The sequence below is a fragment of the Streptomyces albidoflavus genome (assembly GCF_000719955.1).
In the GTDB taxonomy this organism is placed as follows: Bacteria; Actinomycetota; Actinomycetes; order Streptomycetales; family Streptomycetaceae; genus Streptomyces; species Streptomyces albidoflavus.
This window is the reverse complement of the sequence record NZ_JOII01000022.1, coordinates 110,153-130,335: the sequence shown is the minus strand read 5'-3', so window position 1 is coordinate 130,335 and position 20,183 is coordinate 110,153. Positions and strand designations below refer to the sequence as shown.

Below are 20,183 nucleotides of genomic sequence, written 5' to 3'. Positions count from 1 at the left end.
GACATGAGAAAGCCCCCCGCTTCCGCGAGGGGCTTTCTCATCGTCTGTGCGCCGCCAGGGACTCGAACCCCGGACCCGCTGATTAAGAGTCAGCTGCTCTAACCAACTGAGCTAGCGGCGCCTGCTGACGTCGTAGACCTTAGCACCCGGACGGACCGGAGGAAAAATCGATACCGGGCGCGTACCGCGCGCCGCCCGCACGCACGCCCAGCGCAGCACGTCCGCCCCCGGCAGCCACGGGTACCGCGCCCCCGGCGCCACCAGCCACCGGTCCCCGGCGCCGGCTCCCCGCAGCTCAGAGCACTCGCCGGGGCCACCCGCCCCCGCCGCGTGCTCCCGCCCCCGCTCCCCGTCCCGCGGATGCCCCACCGCAGCCCGCAGCGCCGGTACGGGAGCCCCGGGCGCCCCCGCCGGGTCGGGTCCGGGCACCGTCACCGCGTCGCCCGCCCCGTGGCAGAGCAGGGGCGGGACGGTGCTCCCGCACTCCTCCCAGCGCAGCAGGGCGGGCAGTCGCTGGGCCGTGCCCGGCGCCGCGAAGAGGAGTAACCGGCCCCGCTGCACCGCCGCCGGGCCCGAACCCGGACCCTCCTCCCAGAGGCGGTCCAGTATCCGGTGGCCGAAGACGGGCGGGACGTTCACCACGTCGAAGGTGATCCCGCACCGCAGCACCGCCGGCCCCGCCGCCCCCGGGTACGCCCCGGCCGAGGCGAGCCACGCGGCTCCCTCCGCCGTCACGCGGGCCGACTGGTCCTGGCCGTCCTGGATTCCGGAGACCCGGCCCCCGGGGGCGGAGAGGCGGTGGCGGGCGGTCGTGGTGGCGGTGACATGTCGGCTGCTCATGTCGACAGATCTACCGGTGGTGAGCAAGCGGTATCACAGAGTTGCCGAAAGGCGGGACATCGGCGACATCCATGAGGTACCTTGCCCCCTCACATACGCCGTCGGCATATGCCACAGTCCCGCTCAGCCCCCGGCGGGCCGCGCCCGCAGCAGGTCACGCCCGAACTCGATCATCTTCTGCGCGTACGCCTCGGTCCACTGCGCCCGCTCCCCGATCGCCTCCGCGCTCAGCCGGTCGAACCGCCGCGGGTCCGCGAGCTGCGCCGCCGCCATCGCCTGGAACTCCACCGACCGGTCGGCCGCCGCCCGGAACGCCACCGTCAGCTCGGTCGCCCGGTCCAGCAGGGCCCCCGGGTCCTCCATCGACTCCAGATCGAAGAAGTGCTCCGGGTCCCCCACCGCCTCCGCCGGCTCGAACAACAACGGCGCAGGCCGCAGCCTCGGCGCGTCCCGCTCGGACTCCGCCATCACATGCCTCCAAACCCAGGACCCACGCCCCAGAACCACCTTCCATTGTCCCCACCCACCGGACCGTCCATCCCCACCACTGATCACTTACCGAGCCGTCCCCCAGCACCGATCCGCTCGCTGCGTCACACATCCAGCCCGGCCGAAATCCAGCCCGGCCGGCGCCTGAGGCCACGTCCCAGCCCGGCCGGCGCTTGAGGCCATCAGTGACCGCCACGGTGGACGGCGGAACCCGGAAGACCGGCCCAGCCCCCGAAGCCGACCGCAGGTCACCCCCCGGCCGGCAGCCGAACCCGGTGCCCGCCCAGCACTCCGAGCACGGAGTGATGGGCCTCCCACCCGTCAGGGAACCGCACCCCCACCCCCAGCATCACCGGCTCGGTGGAGGGATGCGCGTCCAGCACCTCCTGCACCCCCTCCCGGCACACCACCACGCACGCGTGCCGGTGCCGCGAGGCCAGCACGCACAACCGCCCGGTCTCCAGATGGAAGGCGGTGGCGTCCGGCCGCCCGGACAGCGGATGCAGCACCACGGTCACATCGAACTCCCGCCCCTGGAGCCGGTTGGCGGTGTCCACCGCCACCCCCTCGACCCCGAGCGCCGCCAGTTCGGCCCGCACCGCCGCGGCCTGGTCCCGGTGGGCGGTCCCCACGGCGATCCGCCGCGCCCCGAGCGGCACCGGCTCCGGCCCGGTCTCCGAGACGGCCGCCCCCTCCCGGTCGAGGAGCCGCCGCACCACCATGGCCACCGCCCGCACCGCCTCCGGGTCGGTCCGGGGCGTGTGCCGCGCGGGCAGCTCCAGCAGCCCCCAGCCGCTGCGCGCCGCCTCGTCGATCACCTCGTCGTACGGCGTCCCGGCCGAGGCCACCTGGAAGCTGAGGCCGCGGTCCCCGGGCCCGGTGCCGCTGCGGAACGGTGTGAACGGGTAGAACGCGTCGGAGACCAGCGGGGCCGCCGACGCGGGCAGCCGCCAGGAGACCGGCAGCCGCAACTGGGGCAGCTCCGGATTGTGGGCCAGCAGCGTCGCCACCGCGCTCGCCGAGGGATCGTAGGAGAGCCCGGCCCACTGCTCGGCGCCGACCAGGGCGAACGGGTCGAGCTGCCCCGGGTCGCCCACGAACAGCGCCCGCTCGAAGAGCCCGGCGACGGCCAGCAGCGCGTCGGAGCGCATCTGGTACGCCTCGTCCACGATGGCGTGCCGCCACGGCTCGACGTCCTTGACGTGTGCCCACTTCGCCGCCGTGGAGACCACGACGTCCAGCCCCGCCAGCTCCTTCACCTTGGTGGAGGTCCGCACCGAGGGCAGTGGGTCGAGGGCCTTGTCGTAGGCGTCCCGGTCGCTGCTGTGCAGCCGCCCCACCGGCAGTTCGGGGTCCTTCTCCGCCAGCCGCAGCACCAGGTCGTCCACCTGCGCGTTGGTCTGCGCGATGATCATCAACGGGCGCCCCGCCGCGGCCAGTTCCCGGGCCGCCCGCACCACCAGCGTCGACTTCCCGGCACCCGGCGGCGAGTCCACCACGACCCCACGGGCCGTGCCGTGCAGCGTCTGCGCCAGGATCTCCTCGGTGGCCAGGGTCGCCTGTTCGCCCGGGGACAGCTCCCGGCCGCCCGGTCCCGCACCCGCCGCCTCGTCCACCGCCGTCATCCGCCGCTCTTCCTCGTCACGCTCGTCGTACCTGTCGTTCCCGTCGTCCCTGTCGTTCCGTCCGGGGCGTCCTGGCCCGGCCCCGCCCCCGCCCCCGTCTCCGCCGGCCGGCGTGTCACAGCAGGTCCTCCGGGGTCACCGGGTCGGGGGCGGTCGCTGGGCCGGGCAGGGCGCCCGGTGGCTCCGGCGGGCCGCCGTGGGTCCACGGTGTCTCCTCGGGGTCGGGCAGCTTGGGGCCGCCCCGCTGGTCGTGCTCGAAGAGGGTCCAGCAGATCCGGTCACCCTTCTCCGGGACCGACCCCTCCTCCGGCTCGCGGCCCCGGCCCATCCGGTCCAGCACCCGCAGCAGGAGCAGCCGCTCCCCGGGCCCGGCGCCGTCCCCGGTGCCGTCCCCGGCGGCGCACTCCGCCCCGGCCTCCGGGTGGGCCTCCGCCGCCTCCTCAGGCGCCAGCACCTCGGCGGACTGCGGGCGGCCGTCCAGCTCGCGGTAGACCTTGGCGCCGGGCGCCGCGTGCGGGGCGTCCTCCGTGCGGACCGTGAGCACCGGACGCGGACTGGGCCGCTTGCTCTCGGTGTACGTCATCCGTACGTCCAGCACCTCGGCGGTGAACGCCTCCCCGGCCAGCCGCCGCCCGGCCATCACCAGCGGATCGTCCAGCGCCTCCTGGGCGTCGAGCCGGGCCTGCTCCCGCTCGCGCGTGGCGAGCTTCTGGGCGGCGGTCACCGCGTCGTCGCGGCGCGGCTGCGGCGGCTCCCCGGCGGCCAGCCGGTCGCGGTGCGCGGTGAAGGACCAGCGGTCGCGGGTCCAGCGGTCGGTGACGTGGGCGCCCTCGGGCAGCTCCCGCAGCAGGTCGATGCCGCGCCAGACCGCGTCCCAGGTCGGCCGGGTGCGGCTCTCCACCAGGGCGCGCAGCTCCCGCTCGGCCGCCGTGGTCGCGACCAGCAGCCGGTCGGCGCTCTCGCCGTCCTGCGCGTCGGCCAGGGCGCGGCGGGCCCGGTCGTACCGCTCGACGGCGGGCGCCAGCAGCTTGTTGTCGAAGGCGGGGTCGGTGGCGGGACCGGCGGGCGGGCAGAGCAACTGGCCCTCCTCGTCCCGGGCCAGCTCGGCGTGGCGCGCGGCCCGGTCGCCGTCGTCCCCGGACGGCGGGTCGATCCAGGCGAGCAGCGCCCCGAGGTGCTGGTCCTCCAGCGCGCTCTGGCCGGTGGCCCAGTGCCGGGCCAGCAGGTCCGTCATGGCGACCAGCATCGAGGAGCCCGGCACCCGGGCCCGCTCGCCGAGATGGGTCAACCAGCGGCCCAGCAGCGGCACCTGCTCCGGCGCCGGATACGGGCCCTCCGGGTCCTCCTCGGCGGTGCGGCGGAAGCGGTTGGCCCGCCCCAGCAGCCGCACCAGCTCGATCCCGGCCCGCCCCGGCACGACGAGCTGCGGGGCGTCGGCGCACAGCTCGGTGACGACCTTGACGCGCTTGCCCGTCTCCGGGTCGGCCTCGGTGCGCTCGGCGGGCTCCACCTGGGCCGCGTACTCCTCGATGTGCGGCAGGACCACCGAGGCGAGGCGGGCGAGGAAGGCGAAGCGCAGCTCCCGGTCGGCCGGTTGCGGGACCACCAGCAGGCGGGGCGCGTCCCGGTCGGTGCCGACGAGGGCGCCGAGCGGGGCTCCGGCCTCACCGGCCGTGGTGAGCGGGACGAGGACCAGCGGGCGGGCGGAGAGGTGGCGGTGGAGCACGGTCGCGGCGGGCTGCGCCCGGCCCGTACGCACCGCCTCCAGCCGGGCGAGGGTGCTGATCAGCGGCATCCCGGCCCCCGATCCGGCGCCCCGGCGCCCGCGGTGGCCAGCGCCTCGGCGCGCAGCCGGGCGGCCCTCCGCAGCGCCGCCACCGTCGCGTCCGTACCCGGGTCGCCCCCGTCCCCGGCCCCGTCCGGGGAGGCGGCGGCCGTCAGGACCTCCTCGACCGAGGTCAGCCCGCCCAGCTCACCCCGGACCGAGCGGCCCAGCGCGGTCACGTCACCCGCCGCGCGGGCCCGCTCACGGCAGTGGAAGGCCAGTTCACAGGCGGAGAGGCACTCCGGGGCGTAGGAGGCGGGGACCGACTCGACGGCGCGCAGGAGTTCGTCCGGGGGCCGGTCGGGGTCGAAGCAGACGCCGGGCGGCAGCGCGGCGGCCACGTCCTCGACCCGGGTGAGCCGGGAGAGCTGGCGCCGCGTCACCGCCCGCTGCTTGCGCACGTCGACGGCGGCGCCGGTGGGGAGGTTGGAGAAGTCCTTGGGACAGACCAGCAGCACCTGGTGGCGGACGGCCGGAGTCCCGCCCAGCCGCTCCGCGAGCCGGCCGGCGGCCTCCTCCAGCGCCAGCACGTACACCGCGGCCTGCCGGGCGGCCGCCCCGACCTTGGCGGCGTCCGCCGAACCGTCCAGCATCGGGAAGGACTTGATCTCCACCACCGACCAGCCGCCGTCGGGATGAACCACGATCGCGTCCGGCTCCAGGAAGGCGTCCGACCCGGCCACCTCCAGGGCGAGCATCGGGTGGTCCAGCAGCGTCCAGCCACCCCGCCGCCCGGCCGCCTCCCGCAGCGCCTCCTCGGTCCGGGCGACCCGCTCGGCCTGCCCGGGGGCCGCGAGGCGGGGCACCTCGCCACCGCCGTCCGGCGCGGGCCCGCCGCCGAGGCAGGCATGGGCGAGCCGCAGCAGCTCAGCGCCCCCGTCGGCCTTCACCCGCGCCTCGAAGGCGTGCCCGCGCATGAACGCGAACTGCGACTGCCCGAACCCCGAAGGCACCCCCAGCGCCTCGGCGAGTCTGGGCTTGTCCACCCCCGCACCGTCGAGCAGGGCACGCCGGTGGCACCCCGGATTGGCGGCGAGCGCCGCCAGGGCACGGGCGTCGAGCGGCCGGGGCGGTACGGAGACGCCCCGCACCTGGGCCAGCCGCTGCCGGAGTGCGGGAGCCGCGGAGGCGGCGCCGTTCGGGTCTTCGCTCACCCGGAAAGTCTGGCATCCCCCACCGACAACCGACGGGACCCGCCCGCCCCGTACCCCCTGACCTGCCCCATTCCCCCCTACGCCCCCTCGGGCACCAGCACCCCCAACTCCACCTCCTCGAAATGCCGCGCCCACCACGCCTCCTCGTCCCCGAACGCCTCCGGATCACCGTCCCGCGCCCGCCCGACCACCCCCTCGACGTACTCCTCGTAACCGTCGTCCTCATCACTCCACCCCGACCGCACGAACTCCTCCCACACCGCCAGCACCCTTTGCAGTCCGAGAACCGACGAGTTGACCAGCTCGTACCCCTGCTCCCCGCCCCCGTCGTCGTACCCGCGCACCATCCAGACCGCCCCACTCCCCAGAACCAGCCAGTACGAGTTCACCCCGTCCTCGAACGCCCCGAGAAACACAGCCCGCCCCGCCGGAAGCTCCCGAACCTCCAACTCCCGCCCACGATCCCGCACGAACACCCGGCAGCAGTCCACCGGCAACCCCCGCCCGACCAGCGCGTCCACCACCTCGCCACCCGCCGGCACCAGACGCGCGAGGGCGACGCCGTCATAGGGCAGCCACGACTCTTCCACCATCAGGCAACCTCCAGCTCTCCACTCCTCACCGGCCCCGATCCTCCCCGACCGGCGCGGAACATCCGAACACGCCCTCCGCACCTCCCCGTTGTCAGTACCCGGACCTAAGGTCCGCAGCGCGCGGTCGGCTTCGGGGTCTCCAGCTCCGGAGAGCGGCTGCATCCCCGGTCTGTGCGGGGGCGGCCCGGAGAACGCGTCCGGGACCCAACCCACGTCCGGGCTCCGTCGATGGCCAAGAGAAACACCCGCCAGAGCCGACCGCGCATCACCCTGAGTGAGGCATGGTCTACGGATTGTCAGTGGCGTCCGCCATGCTTGGCCGCACGAGTGATCGGTGCGGGAGGGGAGCTTGCGGATGGACCGGATGGACCGCTGGGGCCGGGTGCTGTGGTGGTGGCTGCGGATCGGTGGGCAGGTCAGCGTGGGGTGCCCGGTGCGGGTGGCCGGGCGCGGGCCGGAAGGGGTGTGGCTCTGGCTTGCGGCGGGTTCGCCCGGGTGGCGGGCCCGGTTGCCGGGCGGGCGACGGGCGCACCTGCGGGACCTGGACCCCGAGCGGTGGCCGCCCGGCGGCTTCCCGTTGCGCCCCGACCGCTGGCGCAACGGGAGCGCGCTCATCCTCCAGCCGCCCGGCGCCGGGTACGCGGTCTGGTGGTTCTTCTCCCGCGACGGCACTTTCGGCGGCTGGTACGTCAACTTCGAACGGCGCACGCGGTACGACGAGCAGGGCGCGGTCAACGAGGAGGGCACGGACATCGTCGTGGACGACCTGGAGCTGGACCTGACGGTGAGCCCAGACCGCCACTGGCGCTGGAAGGACGAGGAGTCCTTCGCGGTCAGGACCGGCCACCCCCGCTTCTGGACCGCCGAGGAGGCCGAGACCGGGGTGCCCCCGCAGCAAACTGCACACACGGCCGCCTTGAAGCGACTGACCCCGCACCATGCAGTTTGTGAGGAGGTACCCCGGTGCGGCCCCGCCCGCCCCAGACGGCGAACGCACCGCGAACCCCCAGCCCGGCCGGCGTTTGAGGCCATCTTGAACCGGTACGGCCAGAACGAAGCCCAGCCACAAGGACAGCCCGGCCGAAGGCCCCTACTCCACCCGCACCCCCAACTCCCGCAGCGCGGGCAGCTCCCCACCCGGCTCCTTACGTAAGGTCAGCCGCACCTGACGCGCCGGCACCCCAGTGCCAACCCCCTGCCAACTACGGCCATCGGCCGAGACCTCCACCTGGTACGAGGCGGGCTCGGCCGCCCAGTCCGGGGTGACCGAGGCGACCCGCGTGGGCGAGCCCAGTTCGGCGGTGAGGGTCGCCCTGGTGGCGTCGGCGGCAGGCGACCAGACGGTGGCCCCGGCCCCGTCGACGGCCGCCTCCGCGTAGAGGCCCGGCTCCTCGGAGGAGGCCCGCACGGGGGCGCAGCGCGCCGGATCCGAGGTGGGAGCCAGGTCAGGGCGCCGGGTCTTGAGGGTGAGAGGCGTACCGGGGGAGAGGACGGAGCGCCCTTCGGGGGTCTCGACCGTGAAGGGCGCACCCGAGGTGAGCCGCACCTCGGTGGTCCCGGGACCGATCACCACGTCGAAGGCGCGCCCGCGCCATCGCAGCCCGCGCACGGCCACCCCGCCCGACTCGGCCCCGTCGGCGCCCCGCGCCAGCTGCGGCGGAAGCACCGGGTCGAGGTGGAGCCGGTCGGCCGCGCGCAGCCGCATCCCGGTCAGGCCGTGCGTGAAGGACTGGAGGAACCCGCCCTTGCCGGTGAGGAAGTCCTCGGCCGGGGTGCCGGAGAGCGGGTCGTCGGCCCCCGCCTTGTCGCCCCGTGCCTCGGCGAAGAGGGCGTACGGGCCGCGGGTGAAGGGCCGGACCGAGCGCTCCAGGTAGGTGTAGGCGGCGCAGCCCGGCTCGCCGGCGCCGGCCGCGATCACCGAGTGGACCGAGTCGGTCATGGCGGGCCCGTCCGGGTCGGTGCGGGCGGCGTAGTAGTCGAGGGTGGCGGCGGCCGCGCCGTCCGGCATGGGCCAGTCCAGGGGGTAGGCGAGGAGGACCGCGTCGGCCTGCTTGATGCGGGAGCCCTCGTAGCCGTCGTACTGGAGGAAGACCTTGCGGCCGGCGTCGTAGGGGATGCGCAGGCCGTCGGCGATGCGGCGCCACTCGGGAGGGGCGTTGGCGCCGGTCTCCTCGGCGGCGCTCGCCGCGTGGCGCAGGGCGGTGGCGGCCACGGCGTTGGTGTAGACGCCGTCGTCCACGCCGTTGCTGTACTCGTCGGGGCCGGCGACGCCCTTCACCGAGTAGCTGCCGTCGGGGTTGGCGGTGACCCGGGAGGCCCAGAACTCCGCGAGGCCGCGCAGCAGCGGCTCCCCGTCGCGGCGCAGCCAGCCCCGGTCGCCGGTGGCGAGCCAGTACTGCCAGGCGGCGAGCGCGATGTCGCCCTGGAGGTGGTTCTGGGTGACGCAGTGCGGCGGGTTCCAGCTCTGGCACTCGCCCCACAGGTCGCCCGAGGAGGCGCTGGTCCAGGGGAAGAAGAGGCCCTCGAAGCCGAGTTTGCGGGCGTTGTCGCGGGCGGCGGGGGAGGTGCGCACCCGGTAATCCAGGACGGTTCTGGCGAGGTCGGGGTCGGTGGCGAGCAGGGAGGGGAACATCCAGGTCTCGGCGTCCCAGAAGATCATCCCGGCGTAGTTGTCGCTGGTCAGGCCGGTGGGGCCGAGGGAGTCGCGGGCGCCGGGGCGGGTGGAGGAGAGCAGGCCGTAGCGGGCCGAGCGGAGCCAGAGCCGCAGTTCCTCCTGGCGGGCGGTCGGCTGGGGGGCCGCGCCCCGGCCGGGCGGGTCGGCGGGGGCGGTGTCCAGGTCGGCGCCGGACTCCCACAGGGTGCGCCAGGCGCCGGCGTGCGCCTCGTACAGGGCCCGCCACCCCCGCCGCGCCCCGGCCCGGGCGGCGGAGACGGCGCCGGCGCGCGGGTCGCGTGAGGTCAGCGAGGTGTCCACGCCGACGTACTTGACGGCCTCGTAGGTGCGGCCGGAGCGGACCGGGAAGGAGGCGGACTGGGTGGCGCCCAGCGAGCGGGCCCCGTCGGCGGGGCGGGCGGTGCCGTCGGGCGTGCGCAGCACCGAGGCGACGGCGCCCTTCACCCCGGTGCCCTCGGTGCGGAAGGAGACCGCCATGGCGCCGGGCGCGCCGGGTTCCGCGCCGCCCCCGGTCTGTGTCACGCGGCGCGCGGCCCGGCCGTCGATCCGGTCGGTGACGGTGGCCGTCCCCGACCAGTGCGGCGTGATCCGCAGCCGGACGGCCGCTCCGTGCGGGGCGTTCCGGTCGGCGAGGACCTCGTACACCAGGTCGGTGCGGCGGCCGTCGGAGCCGGTCCAGGTGAGGGCGGTGCGGACCAGGCCGCAGCGGAGGAGGAGGGTCTGGCGGTAGCCGGTGACGCGGGAGGCGGGGCCGTAGGTCTCGCCGCCCGCCGTGACCTCCAGGCCGGTCCAGTTCGGGAGGGCCGCGACCGCCTGGCGGCCCGTGGTGTTCTCCGGGCCCCGGGCGTAGAGGCCGGAGACGAACGCGCCGTCGTAGCGCGGGGTGAAGAGGGGCCAGCCCGTCCTCACCTCCGGCTCGCCGCCCTCGCCCGGTGGCCGGAATCCGGCACCGGCGGCGGGGACACGCGTGGCGAGGTAGCCGTTGCCGACGTACGCGTGGGGCGTGGCCTCCGCGCGGCTGCCGGCCGTCGGGGTCCAGCCGGGGGAGGGGGCGCACCGGGGCCGGGCGGCGGGCTCGGACGGGCCGGGTCCGGGGGCGGCCGCCGCGGGATGAGCGGGGGTCAGGAGGGCCGCCGCGAGGAGCGGGGCCGTCGTCAGGCGGGTCGCGCGGGTGATCCTCACCCAGGAGACGATGCGGGCCCGGCGCGGGCCGCCGGGGTGGGCGCGGCGGTGGTTCCCACGGATGGGGGAGCGGCGCGCGGGCGGCCCGGCGGGGGTACCGGCTTTCGGCCACCAGGATGCGGAGAAAGCGTGACCGGACGCCAACTTCCTTGTGTGGCTGGAGTGTTAACCCTGTGGTCGCCCTCTTGTGGGATTCCTATGGATCGGTCAATCTTTCGACGGCGACGCGGGCAGCACTCCGCCCTCCGGGTTGTCATGACCCTGACCGTTGCTGCGGCCGGTGCGCCCCAAAGCACCCGCCGCGCACCGCCCCCACCTGTGCACCATCGACGAGGAGGACCCCTCAGATGGCAGTGACCCGTCACAACCGCCGAAGAATGGCCGCCATCAGTGCGACGGCCGTGGCCGCTCTCGCCCTCGGCGGCGTCGCCGCGCTCCCCGCGAGCGCCGCGCCCGACCCCTCGGGCGCGGGCCTGATCATCAACGCGGACGCCCCCGACCGCGTCAAGGACAGCTACATCGTCACGCTCGACGCCGACCAGGTCGGCAAGGCGACCTCGGCGAAGAGCAAGGCGCTCGCCAAGGAGTACGGCGCCACCATCGAGCGGACGTACAAGGCCGCGCTCAACGGGTACGCCGTGGAGCTGAGCCGCGCCGAGGCGGAGAAGTTCGCGGCGGACCCGGCCGTCGAGTCGGTCATCCAGAACCGCACCTTCACCATCGACGCCACCCAGACCAACCCGCCGTCGTGGGGCCTGGACCGCATCGACCAGGCGTCGCTGCCGCTGGACAGCAAGTACACCTACCCGGACAAGGCCGGTGAGGGCGTCACCGCCTACATCATCGACACCGGTGTCCGGATCAGCCACAGCGACTTCGGCGGCCGCGCGGCCAACGGCTACGACGCCGTCGACAACGACAACGTCGCCCAGGACGGCAACGGCCACGGCACCCACGTCGCGGGCACCGTCGCGGGCAGCGCCTACGGCGTCGCCAAGAAGGCGAAGATCGTCGGCGTCCGCGTCCTCAACAACGCCGGTTCCGGGACGACCGCGCAGGTCGTCGCCGGTATCGACTGGGTGACCCAGAACGCCGTGAAGCCGGCCGTCGCCAACATGAGCCTCGGCGGCGGCGCCGACGCCGCCCTCGACCAGGCGGTCCGCAACTCCATCGCCTCCGGCGTCACCTACGGCGTCGCGGCGGGCAACGAGAACCAGAACGCCGGCAACGTCTCCCCGGCCCGGGTCACCGAGGCGATCACGGTGGGCTCCACCACCAACACCGACGCGCGTTCCTCGTTCTCCAACTGGGGCACGGTCGTCGACATCTTCGCCCCCGGTTCCTCGATCACCTCCTCGTGGAACACCAGCGACTCGGCGACCAACACCATCTCCGGCACCTCGATGGCGACCCCGCACGTGGTCGGCGCCGCCGCCCTCTACGCGGCGGAGAACCCCTCGGCGACCCCGGCCCAGGTCCAGGCCGCGCTGAAGGCCAACGCCACCAGCGGCGTCGTCACCGGTCCGGGCACCGGCTCGCCCAACCTGCTCCTGCGCGTCGGCTCCGGCGGCACCACCCCGCCCGCCGGCCCGCTCTTCGAGAACAAGACCGGCTACACCCTGCCGGACAACACCACCGTCGAGTCCCCGGTGACCGTCAGCGGCGTCTCCGGCGCGGCGCCCTCCACCCTGGGCGTCAAGGTCGACATCTCGCACACCTACATCGGTGACCTCCGCGTCCAGCTGGTCGCCCCCTCGGGCACCGTCTACACGCTGAAGGCCTTCGGCACCGGCGGCAGCGCGGACGACATCAAGACCACCTACACGGTCAACGCCTCCGGCCAGACCGCCAACGGCGTCTGGAAGCTGCGCGTCACCGACAACGCCACGTACGACACCGGGCGCATCAACTCCTGGGGTCTGCAGTTCTGACCGGCGCTGACGGGCACTGACAGGCACTGACCGGCACCGACAGGTACCGACCGGGGGCCAGGGGCGGAATCCGCCCCTGGCCCCCGGGCTTCGTCCCTCCCGCCGCATACGATGCGCTCCACGGACGCGCGCACCGCGCGCCGTGCGGGCCACGCCTCGCCGCCGGTGGCGCGCGGCCCGCGGGAGGGGACCGAAGGAGCGAGCGAGCGTGTCCACACCGCCGACCCCGGGGATGCCGCCGGGCCAGCCCCAGCAGCCGGGACCGGGGGCGCCGCCGCCCCCGCCGTACGTACCGCCGCAGGGCGGCCCGGGGCCGTACCAGCAGCCGCAGCCGGGCCCGTACGGCGGGTATCCGGGGCAGCCGGGGCAGGGGTACGGCTACGGATACGGCTACCCGGCTCCGCAGCCGCCGGTCAGTGGTCTGGCCGTCGGCTCCCTGGTGACCGGCATCCTGTTCTTCGTTCCGGCCGTCGGCCTGATCCTCGGCCTCTTCGCGCTGCCCAGCCTCAAGCGGCGCGGGGAGCGCGGCAAGGGGATGGCGGTGGCGGGCATGATCCTCTCCTCCTGCGGGCTGGCCCTGTGGACGCTGATGCTCGCCACCGGCGGCTTCTCCTCCTTCATGGACGGTTTCCGCGAGGGGATGCGCGAGTCCGGCAACAGCGCCTTCACACTGCGCGTCGGCGAGTGTTTCAACGCCCCCGAGGGGGAACTGGAGGGCGAGGCGTACGACGTCGACAAGGTCGACTGCGCCCGTCCGCACGACGGCGAGGTTTTCGGGGCCTTCCAGCTGGCCGACGCGAGGACGTACCCGGGCGAGGACCGGATCGACTCCCTGGCCGACCGCCGCTGCACGGCCAAGGTCGACGCCTACGCCGGCCGGTCCGTCGAGGAACTGCCCCCGGACGTCTTCGTCTTCTACTACCTGCCGACCGCCGAGAGCTGGGCCCTCGGCGACCGCGAGGTCAGCTGTCTCTTCGGCAAGGACGGCGGGAAGCTCACCGGCAGCCTCGCCGGGTCCGGCTCGGGGTCCGGCCAGGGCGGGGACGGCGGCGCCGGTGCGGGGGAGGAGGAGCCGCCGGGGGAGATCTCTCCGGTGGGTCTGCCGCGCCCGCTCGCGGGATGAGCGGGGTGAGCGGGGGGACGCGGCGCGAAGTTCCCGGCCACCCGCGAATTCGTCACTTCAGGTGAATCTCTGGCCCAAGGTTGCGGGCGGCAACCTACGGTTGTCAGGCTGTCGCTGTCTGTCAACCTGATGGGAGTGGCCAGTGACGTTCGGTGAGCGGCCTGCGTATCTGCGCGTGGCGGACGACCTCCGCAAGAAGATCGTCGACGGTGCCCTTCTGCCGAACACCCGCCTCCCCTCGCAGGCCCGCATCCGGCAGGAGTACGGCGTCTCGGACACGGTCGCGCTGGAGGCGCGCAAGGTCCTGATGGCCGAGGGGCTGGTCGAGGGCCGCTCGGGCTCGGGGACGTACGTGCGCGAGCGGCCCGAGCCGCGCCGGATCGCCCGCACCGGGTACCGCGACCCCGGCGGCTCCACGCCGTTCCGGCAGGAGCAGGCGCTGAGCGGGGTGCGCGGCACCTGGGAGTCGCGCAGCGAGCAGGAGGGCGCCTCGGTCGAGGTCGCCGAGCGGCTCGGCATCGAGCCCGGCGACCGCGTGATGCGCACCCGGTACGTCTTCCGCGAGGCCGGCGAGGCGATGATGCTCTCCACCTCCTGGGAGCCGCTGGCGCTCACCGGCCGCACCCCGGTGATGCTCCCCGAGGAGGGCCCGCTCGGCGGCTCGGGGGTGGTCGAGCGGATGGCCGCCATCGACATCGTCGTGGACAACATGGCGGAGGAGGTCGGCTGCCGCCCCGGCCTCGCCGAGGAACTCCTCGCCCTCGGCGGCGTCCCCGGCCACACCGTCCTCACCATCCGGCGCACCTACTACGCCTCGGGCCGTCCGGTGGAGACCGCCGACGTGGTCGTCCCGGCCGACCGCTACCGGGTGGCGTACCACCTTCCGGTCAAGTGAGCGCCGGGCCGCGGCGGGACCTCAGGGGGCGCGCGTATGCCGGGGGCGTGCGCCGGGGCTGACGGATGAACTGCTTCCGTGTCGTCAACGTGGGCTTCCCTGCTGCTGGTTGAAGGCTCAACTCGTTCCCGAGGGGGCGCGTCCATCCGGATGCGCCCCCTCCGGCTTGGCTGGTTGCTTACCTCTTTGTGCCATTCCGTATCCGTTGAGTGAAGGTCGGGCGTAGGCTCCGGCATATGCGGAGTGCGGTTTCCTCGACGAACGGAGCGAGAAGTGAGCCGGGTGCAGGAAGCGAGGCGTGCGATGGGTGAGGGCGGTACCGCGCTCCCCTGGCACGTCATACGGCAGGAGGCCAACGGCAACCGGTACCGGGTGGCCGCCTGTGCCACGCGCGCCGAGGCCCAGAAGGTCGTCGAGTCGCTGGGCTCGCGCGACGAACAGCACTACTGGGTCGAGCGGCAGTCCGCCTGACCTCCTCCGGGGGCCGGACGCCGCGTAGGCTCCCGCGCATGACGGAACAGATCGTGGTGGTCGCCGCCGCACTGCGGGACGCGCGAGCCGACGGCCGGGGCGGACCCGTGACCGAGCGCCTGCTCGCGGCCCGCCGTAGCGCCCCGCCGGAACTTGCGGGCCGCTGGGAGCTGCCGGGCGGCAAGATCGAGCCCGGCGAACAGCCCGAGGCGGCCCTCGTGAGGGAACTCCGCGAGGAACTCGGCGTACGGGCGGAACCGGTGGAGCGCATCCCCGGCACCTGGGAGCTGAAGCCCGGATACGTCCTGAAGGTGTGGACCGCCCGCCTCGTGGAGGGCGAGCCCGAGCCGCTGGAGGACCACGACGAGCTGCGCTGGCTCTCCGCCGAGGAGATCTGGGACGTCGACTGGCTGCCCCAGGACCGGCCCGCCGTGATGGAGACCGCCCGGCGGATGGAGAGCCCGGCGCTGGACTGAGCCGGGCCGGGGAGTTCCGCTGGGCCGACGGGGCGACACCGGGGCGCGAATAGCGGACGTATCGCTATGAACGAGGAGCGATCGGGCAATAGTCACGGCAATCGCCCGGTGCTCCTCGTCCGGGAAGTGCCGGCGTGTCCGTCGTCCCTTCGTCCCGCAGTCGTCCCCCGCCCACGCCCGGCGGCATTCCGCGCGGGCAGCGGAGAGGGCTGCCGGTGTTTGGAAGTGATCGGTGTGATCGACACCCGTGGCGACTGTGCCGCGTGGACCTTCCCCGCCGACCCGGGGGTCGTGCGCACCGCACGGACCGTGGTCCGGCGCCAGCTGGCCGCCTGGGGGCTCGACGCCCTGGAGGACGTGACCGCGCTGCTGGTCAGCGAGTTGGTGACCAACTCGCTGCGGTACGCGCACGGGCCCATCGGGGTCCGCCTCACCCACCCCGAGGAAGTCGGCTCGCCGCTGCTGGTGGAGGTCTCCGACCCTGTTCCCGACGCGCCCCGCGAGCGCCGGGCCGGACCCGACGAGGAGACCGGCCGCGGTCTCCAGCTCGTCGCCTGCACCTCGTGCCGCTGGGGCACCCGGCGGGGCCGGCGGGGCAAGACCGTCTGGTTCGAACTGGCGCTTCCCGGGTGACGTTCCCGCGCCGAAGCGGGCGGATCCCGGCGCCCGGCGGTCGCATCCGGGCAGCTCCGGTCCGTACGCCCGGTGACCGGTCGGGTCCGGTCGACCGCGTGCGGGCTCGTGCGCTCTCGTTCGTTCTCGGTGGACCGTCCGAGGTTAGGAGGGCGTTCCCCATGGTTAGGAGTGTCAGTGCGCCGGTCTCGAATACCCCGGCGGGTCGTCCGCGACCTGAAAGCGTCGAGACCGTGCTGTGATCGTGAACGAGATGTGATGCCGCGCCGTAGTGCTGGATACTGCGGACTGCTGCCCCGGTACCGGGTCCGGGGGCGGTGAGCTGGAGGGGACGGTTCGCGTGAGCGAGATACCAGCGAAGGCCACGGCTCACCAGGAGCCGGCGGGCCGGATCGTGTGGCAGAGCAGCCCACCCGGGTCGATCTACGACTACATCAAGGTCGCCTCCTTCTCGATCGGCCCCGACGGGCTGGTCGACCAGTGGAGCGACCGCGCCGAGCGGCTCTTCGGCATCCGCGCCCAGGACGTGCTCGGCCGCGACCCCATCGACGCCTTCGTCCCGGGCCACCTGCGCGAACGCGGCCACCGCAAGATGGCCGAGATCCTCGACGGCAAGGAGTGGACCGGCGTCCTGCCCGTCCGGCTGCCCGCGCCCCGCTCCGGCGAGGCCGCACCCGGCGCACCCGTCACGGAACCGGCCACCACGCCCACCCCCCGCACCGCTCCCGACGACCCCCCGGCGGCCGCGGTGCGCGAGGGGCTGGCCGAGATCTACGTGATGCCCACCCGTACCGAGGCGGGGGACCGGGCCGCCGTCTGCATCGTGGTGGACGTCCGCACCCTGCGGAGCATCGAGTCGGGACTGGCCGCCTCGGAGGCGATTTTCGGCCAATCTCCCATCGGCTTCCTGCTCTTCGGCACCGACCTGCGCATCCAGCGGGCCAACCAGCGGTTCGCCTCCGTCTTCGGCGGCCCCGCCGACACCCACCGCGGCCGCACCGCCGAGGACTACCTCTCCCCGCGCGAGGCCGACCGGCTCAGCGCCGCCCTCCACCGCGTCCTGGACACCGGCGACCCGGTCAACGACCTCCAGCTCACCGGGCCCGCCGCCGACTCCGAGCCCGGCGAACGGCGCCACTGGTCGATCAACCTCTACCGCGTCCACGACGGCGCCGGACGCCCCTTGGGCGTCGCCGCCATCGGCACCGACGTCACCCGCCGCGACGCCGCCGCCCGCGAGGCCGCCCACGCCCGGCGCAACCTCGCCCTGCTCAACGACGCCGCCTCGCGCATCGGGACCAGCCTCGACCTGGACACCACCGCCCGCGAACTCCTCGACGTCACCGTCCCCGCCTTCTGCGACCTCGCCTCCGTCGACCTCTACCAGGCACTCCTGGAGGGCGACGAGACCCCGCAGAGCCTGTGGAGCCGGTCCACCGCCGACGGCGGCGGCGCCGGCGGCGCCCTGCGCCGCGTCGCCTTCTCCAGCGCTGTCGCCGACACCCCCTTCAGCCCCGGCATCGGCGACGAGGCGGGCCGCCCCGGCACCGCCCCCGTCCCCGTCAACTCCGTCCACCACTACGAGTACGGCTCGCCCTGCGCCACCGCGCTGCGCACCGCCCGCGCCCAGAACGTCGAGGGCTCCACCGGGCTGGTCCACTCCACCCTCGCCGTGCCGCTGGTCGCCCGGGACACCGTGGTCGGACTGGTCAAGTTCTCCCGGACGAAGGGGAGCGAGCCCTTCAGCGAGCGCGACCGGGCACTCGCCGCCGAACTGGCCGCGCGCACCGCCGTCTGCATCGACAACGCCCGCCTCTACCGCCGCGAGCACGAGCGCGCCCTCATCCTCCAGCGCAGCCTGCTGCCGCCCGGCGCCCCCGAGGCGTCCGGGCTCGACATCGCCTGCCGCTACCTGCCCGGCAACGCCGCCACCGAGGTCGGCGGCGACTGGTTCGACGTCATCGAACTCCCCGGCCACCGCACCGCCCTGGTCATCGGCGACGTGATGGGCCGCGGCCTGCGCGCCGCCGTCGCCATGGGCGAACTGCGCACCGCCGTACGCACCCTCGCCCTGCTCGACCTCGAACCGGCCGAGGTCCTCTCCCACCTGGACGAGATCGCCCGCGGCCTCGGCGCCCCCGCGCACGGCCCCGGCTCCCAGCAGTCCACCCGCGCCGCCTTGCAGAACCGTGACGCCGACCTCTCCGAGGTCTACCTCGCCACCTGCGTCTACGCGGTCTACGACGCCGTCACCCGGCGCGTCACCTTCGCCAACGCCGGCCACCTGCCGCCCGTCATCGTCGAACCGGGCGAGCCCGGCGAGCCCGCCCTCCTCCTCGACGTACCGCCCGGGCTGCCGCTCGGCGTCGGCGGCGAACCCTTCGAGGAGGTCGAGGTGGAGATCCCCGAAGGCGCCCTGCTCGCCCTCTACACCGACGGCCTCGTCGAATCCCGCGACCAGACCCTGGACGCCGGGCTCAGCGCCTTCCGGGCCGCCCTCACCGGGCCCGAGATGGCCCTGGAGGACGCCTGCGACCACGTCCTGTCCACCCTCGACACCCACCACGGCGAGGACGACATCGCGCTGCTCATGGCGCGGGTCCAGGGGCTCCCCGCCGAGAACGTCGGCGACTGGACGCTGCCGCGCGAACCCAAGTCGGTCGGCCGCGCCCGCGAACTGGCCCGCACCCAGCTGGAGAGCTGGGGACTCGACGCCCTCGTCGACACCGTGGAACTGCTCGTCAGCGAACTCGTCACCAACGCCCTGCGGTACGGCGAGGGGGAGATCCGGCTGAGGCTGCTCCTCGACCGCACCCTGGTCTGCGAGGTCTGGGACGCCGGGCTGGTCCAGCCCCGGCGGCGGCGCGCCCGCGACACCGACGAGGGCGGGCGCGGGCTCCAGCTGGTCGGGCTGCTCAGCGCCTCCTGGGGCTCGCGGCGTACGCCCCGGGGCAAGACCGTCTGGTTCGAGCTGGCGCTGCCCGACGGGGGAGAGGCGCCCGACCCGACCGAGGCCCTGCTCAGTCTCTTCTGAGCGCGGAGAACGCCGGGGCCTCCGCCTGGAGAGCGTCGTCGGCCCGCGCGCTGTGCTCGCGTACGGCCGCCGGGTTCTCGCCCTTGGCCCACTGGCGGCGGGCCTCCGCCAGTTCCGTGCGGGCCGTCGTCAGGGCCGCCTCGGCGGCGATCAGGGCCTGCGGCGGGGCGTCGGGGGAGGCGGCCGCCACCTGGGCCGCCCTGATCCGGATCGCGTCCTCCGCCTGCTCCAGGGCCTCCGCCGGGGAGAGCACCGGGGTGCGGGTGTCGCCGCCCGCTCCCCATATCTCGGTCCCCGCCGGGGTGGTGCGGGTGCTGACCCGGCGTCTGCGCCGGCGGTACGTGTACACGGCGGCGGTCAGTGCGGCTGCCAGCACCAGGATCGGCAGGATCAGGTCCGCCCGCACCGTGTCACCCTTCGCCGCGCTTGACCGCTCCTTCGGAGAGTAGGGCGACGGGGTCGCCCTGGCGAGCGGGGAGGCGGGAAACTCCGCTCAACGTGGGGGGTGTGCGTGGACAACCCGCCCGCCCTGGCGTGGCCTCAGGCGCCGGCCGGGCTGTTTTGGGGTGCGGTCTGTGGTGACCGTGCCGGTCAAGGATGGCCTCAGGCGCCGGCCGGGCTGTTTTGGGGTGCGGTTCGTGGTGACCGTGCCGGTCAAAGATGGCCTCAAGCGCCGGCCGGGCTGGAGGGGGTGCGGTTCGTGGTGACCGTGCCGGTCAGAGATGGCCTCAATCGCCGGCCGGGCTGGAGGGGGCGCGGTTCGTCGTGACCGTGCCGGTCAGAGATGGCCTCAATCGCCGGCCGGGCTGGGATTTGGCGGGGGTGGTCTTCCTGTGCCGGTTACCGAGTGGCCTCAAGTGCCGGCCGGGCTGGAGTGGGTGTGGGGCCCCCGACATCCCGCCTCACAACAACAGCCCCACCGAACGACCGAAGGACCCCGACGGCTCAGCCCACCGGGGCCCTTCTGTTCTCCAGGCGCGCCACCGAACCACCCCACCCGGCCCACTCCCGGCCAAAGTCAGCCCAGCCAAACTCCAGCCCGGCCGGCGTTTGAGGCCATCTCTGAGCCGCGGCCGAAGGCCGGAGCCGGGCCAAATTCCAGCCCGGCCGGCGCTTGAGGCCACCTCTGGCCCGCGGCAGAAGCCGCAGCCCAGCCCCCCGCAGCCCGGCCGGCGCCTGAGGCGGGCCCAGTCGGTGGGGGAGGCGCGTCCGCCCGGGTGGAACCCGTACCTCTTCAC

16 protein-coding genes and 1 tRNA gene are annotated in these 20,183 nt (G+C 74.5%); 8 read left to right on the top strand and 9 right to left on the bottom strand.

Annotated features, from left to right (window positions below):
* Positions 1-47: 47 nt before the first annotated feature.
* The 7 genes from IF45_RS0121625 to IF45_RS0121595 all read right to left on the bottom strand — a co-directional run bounded on the left by IF45_RS0121625 (position 48) and on the right by IF45_RS0121595 (position 6,526).
* Positions 48-121 (bottom strand) — tRNA-Lys (locus tag IF45_RS0121625).
* Positions 112-735 carry a hypothetical protein gene (locus tag IF45_RS32520; protein ID WP_078842911.1) on the bottom strand — a complete coding sequence of 208 codons (624 nt, stop codon included), beginning with the start codon at positions 733-735 and terminating at the stop codon, positions 112-114. The genes IF45_RS0121625 and IF45_RS32520 overlap by 10 nt, the downstream gene beginning before the upstream one ends.
* A gap of 228 nt (positions 736-963) precedes the next feature.
* Positions 964-1,308 (bottom strand): DUF8844 domain-containing protein, encoded by a 345-nt coding sequence (locus IF45_RS0121615; protein ID WP_010642606.1) that lies wholly within the window; start codon positions 1,306-1,308, stop codon positions 964-966.
* Between the two features lie 269 nt (positions 1,309-1,577).
* Complete coding sequence (locus IF45_RS0121610) at positions 1,578-2,954, bottom strand: AAA domain-containing protein (protein WP_008405749.1); 1,377 nt, start codon at positions 2,952-2,954, stop codon at positions 1,578-1,580.
* Between the two features lie 115 nt (positions 2,955-3,069).
* On the bottom strand, positions 3,070-4,749 hold the full coding sequence (locus tag IF45_RS0121605) for a hypothetical protein (protein ID WP_030309008.1): 1,680 nt from the start codon (positions 4,747-4,749) through the stop codon (positions 3,070-3,072).
* Positions 4,740-5,933 carry a hypothetical protein gene (locus IF45_RS0121600; protein WP_030309007.1) on the bottom strand — a complete coding sequence of 398 codons (1,194 nt, stop codon included), beginning with the start codon at positions 5,931-5,933 and terminating at the stop codon, positions 4,740-4,742. The genes IF45_RS0121605 and IF45_RS0121600 overlap by 10 nt, the downstream gene beginning before the upstream one ends.
* Positions 5,934-6,010: 77 nt before the next feature.
* Positions 6,011-6,526, bottom strand: coding sequence for an SUKH-4 family immunity protein (locus IF45_RS0121595; RefSeq protein WP_003950631.1), 516 nt, complete (start codon positions 6,524-6,526; stop codon positions 6,011-6,013).
* Between the two features lie 355 nt (positions 6,527-6,881).
* Here IF45_RS0121595 and IF45_RS0121590 point away from each other — a divergent pair, with 355 nt between their 5' ends.
* Positions 6,882-7,679 carry a ribonuclease FAU-1 family protein gene (locus IF45_RS0121590; RefSeq protein ID WP_256671088.1) on the top strand — a complete coding sequence of 266 codons (798 nt, stop codon included), beginning with the start codon at positions 6,882-6,884 and terminating at the stop codon, positions 7,677-7,679.
* Here the strand turns inward: IF45_RS0121590 and IF45_RS0121585 are convergent.
* Positions 7,617-10,382 (bottom strand): discoidin domain-containing protein, encoded by a 2,766-nt coding sequence (locus IF45_RS0121585; RefSeq protein ID WP_030309004.1) that lies wholly within the window; start codon positions 10,380-10,382, stop codon positions 7,617-7,619. The two genes, IF45_RS0121590 and IF45_RS0121585, sit on opposite strands and share 63 nt — an antisense overlap.
* Before the next feature lie 347 nt (positions 10,383-10,729).
* On the opposite strand from IF45_RS0121585, the gene IF45_RS0121580 reads away from it, so the two are divergent.
* The 7 genes from IF45_RS0121580 (at position 10,730) to IF45_RS0121550 (ending at position 18,945) form a co-directional block, all read left to right on the top strand.
* Positions 10,730-12,313, top strand: a complete 1,584-nt coding sequence (locus tag IF45_RS0121580; protein WP_030309002.1) for a S8 family peptidase — start codon at positions 10,730-10,732, stop codon at positions 12,311-12,313.
* 208 nt (positions 12,314-12,521) lie between these two features.
* Positions 12,522-13,436, top strand: a complete 915-nt coding sequence (locus IF45_RS0121575) for a DUF4190 domain-containing protein (protein ID WP_226660239.1) — start codon at positions 12,522-12,524, stop codon at positions 13,434-13,436.
* A gap of 142 nt (positions 13,437-13,578) precedes the next feature.
* Complete coding sequence (locus IF45_RS0121570; protein WP_030308999.1) at positions 13,579-14,331, top strand: GntR family transcriptional regulator; 753 nt, start codon at positions 13,579-13,581, stop codon at positions 14,329-14,331.
* Between the two features lie 303 nt (positions 14,332-14,634).
* Positions 14,635-14,802 (top strand): hypothetical protein, encoded by a 168-nt coding sequence (locus tag IF45_RS33145; protein ID WP_008405731.1) that lies wholly within the window; start codon positions 14,635-14,637, stop codon positions 14,800-14,802.
* A gap of 38 nt (positions 14,803-14,840) precedes the next feature.
* A complete protein-coding gene (locus IF45_RS0121560; RefSeq protein WP_008405728.1) occupies positions 14,841-15,278 on the top strand; it encodes a (deoxy)nucleoside triphosphate pyrophosphohydrolase in 438 nt (145 codons plus the stop codon).
* 225 nt (positions 15,279-15,503) lie between these two features.
* The gene (locus IF45_RS0121555) at positions 15,504-15,911 is read left to right on the top strand and encodes an ATP-binding protein (RefSeq protein WP_030308997.1); all 408 of its coding nucleotides are present in this window, start codon (positions 15,504-15,506) and stop codon (positions 15,909-15,911) included.
* A gap of 340 nt (positions 15,912-16,251) precedes the next feature.
* Positions 16,252-18,945 carry a SpoIIE family protein phosphatase gene (locus IF45_RS0121550; RefSeq protein ID WP_030308995.1) on the top strand — a complete coding sequence of 898 codons (2,694 nt, stop codon included), beginning with the start codon at positions 16,252-16,254 and terminating at the stop codon, positions 18,943-18,945.
* On the opposite strand, the gene IF45_RS0121545 is transcribed toward IF45_RS0121550, so the two are convergent.
* On the bottom strand, positions 18,932-19,351 hold the full coding sequence (locus IF45_RS0121545; RefSeq protein ID WP_030308993.1) for a hypothetical protein: 420 nt from the start codon (positions 19,349-19,351) through the stop codon (positions 18,932-18,934). The genes IF45_RS0121550 and IF45_RS0121545 overlap by 14 nt on opposite strands.
* Positions 19,352-20,183 lie beyond the last annotated feature (832 nt).

Bases quoted from the DNA above. Each gene is read 5' to 3' on its own strand.
- IF45_RS33145 (WP_008405731.1), top strand. From the start codon at position 14,635: ATGGGTGAGGGCGGTACCGCGCTCCCCTGGCACGTCATACGGCAGGAG.
- IF45_RS0121580 (WP_030309002.1), top strand. From the start codon at position 10,730: ATGGCAGTGACCCGTCACAACCGCCGAAGAATGGCCGCCATCAGTGCG.
- IF45_RS0121605 (WP_030309008.1), bottom strand. From the start codon at position 4,749: ATGCCGCTGATCAGCACCCTCGCCCGGCTGGAGGCGGTGCGTACGGGC.
- IF45_RS0121590 (WP_256671088.1), top strand. From the start codon at position 6,882: ATGGACCGGATGGACCGCTGGGGCCGGGTGCTGTGGTGGTGGCTGCGG.
- IF45_RS0121595 (WP_003950631.1), bottom strand. From the start codon at position 6,526: ATGGTGGAAGAGTCGTGGCTGCCCTATGACGGCGTCGCCCTCGCGCGT.
- IF45_RS0121610 (WP_008405749.1), bottom strand. From the start codon at position 2,954: ATGACGGCGGTGGACGAGGCGGCGGGTGCGGGACCGGGCGGCCGGGAG.
- IF45_RS0121560 (WP_008405728.1), top strand. From the start codon at position 14,841: ATGACGGAACAGATCGTGGTGGTCGCCGCCGCACTGCGGGACGCGCGA.
- IF45_RS0121615 (WP_010642606.1), bottom strand. From the start codon at position 1,308: ATGGCGGAGTCCGAGCGGGACGCGCCGAGGCTGCGGCCTGCGCCGTTG.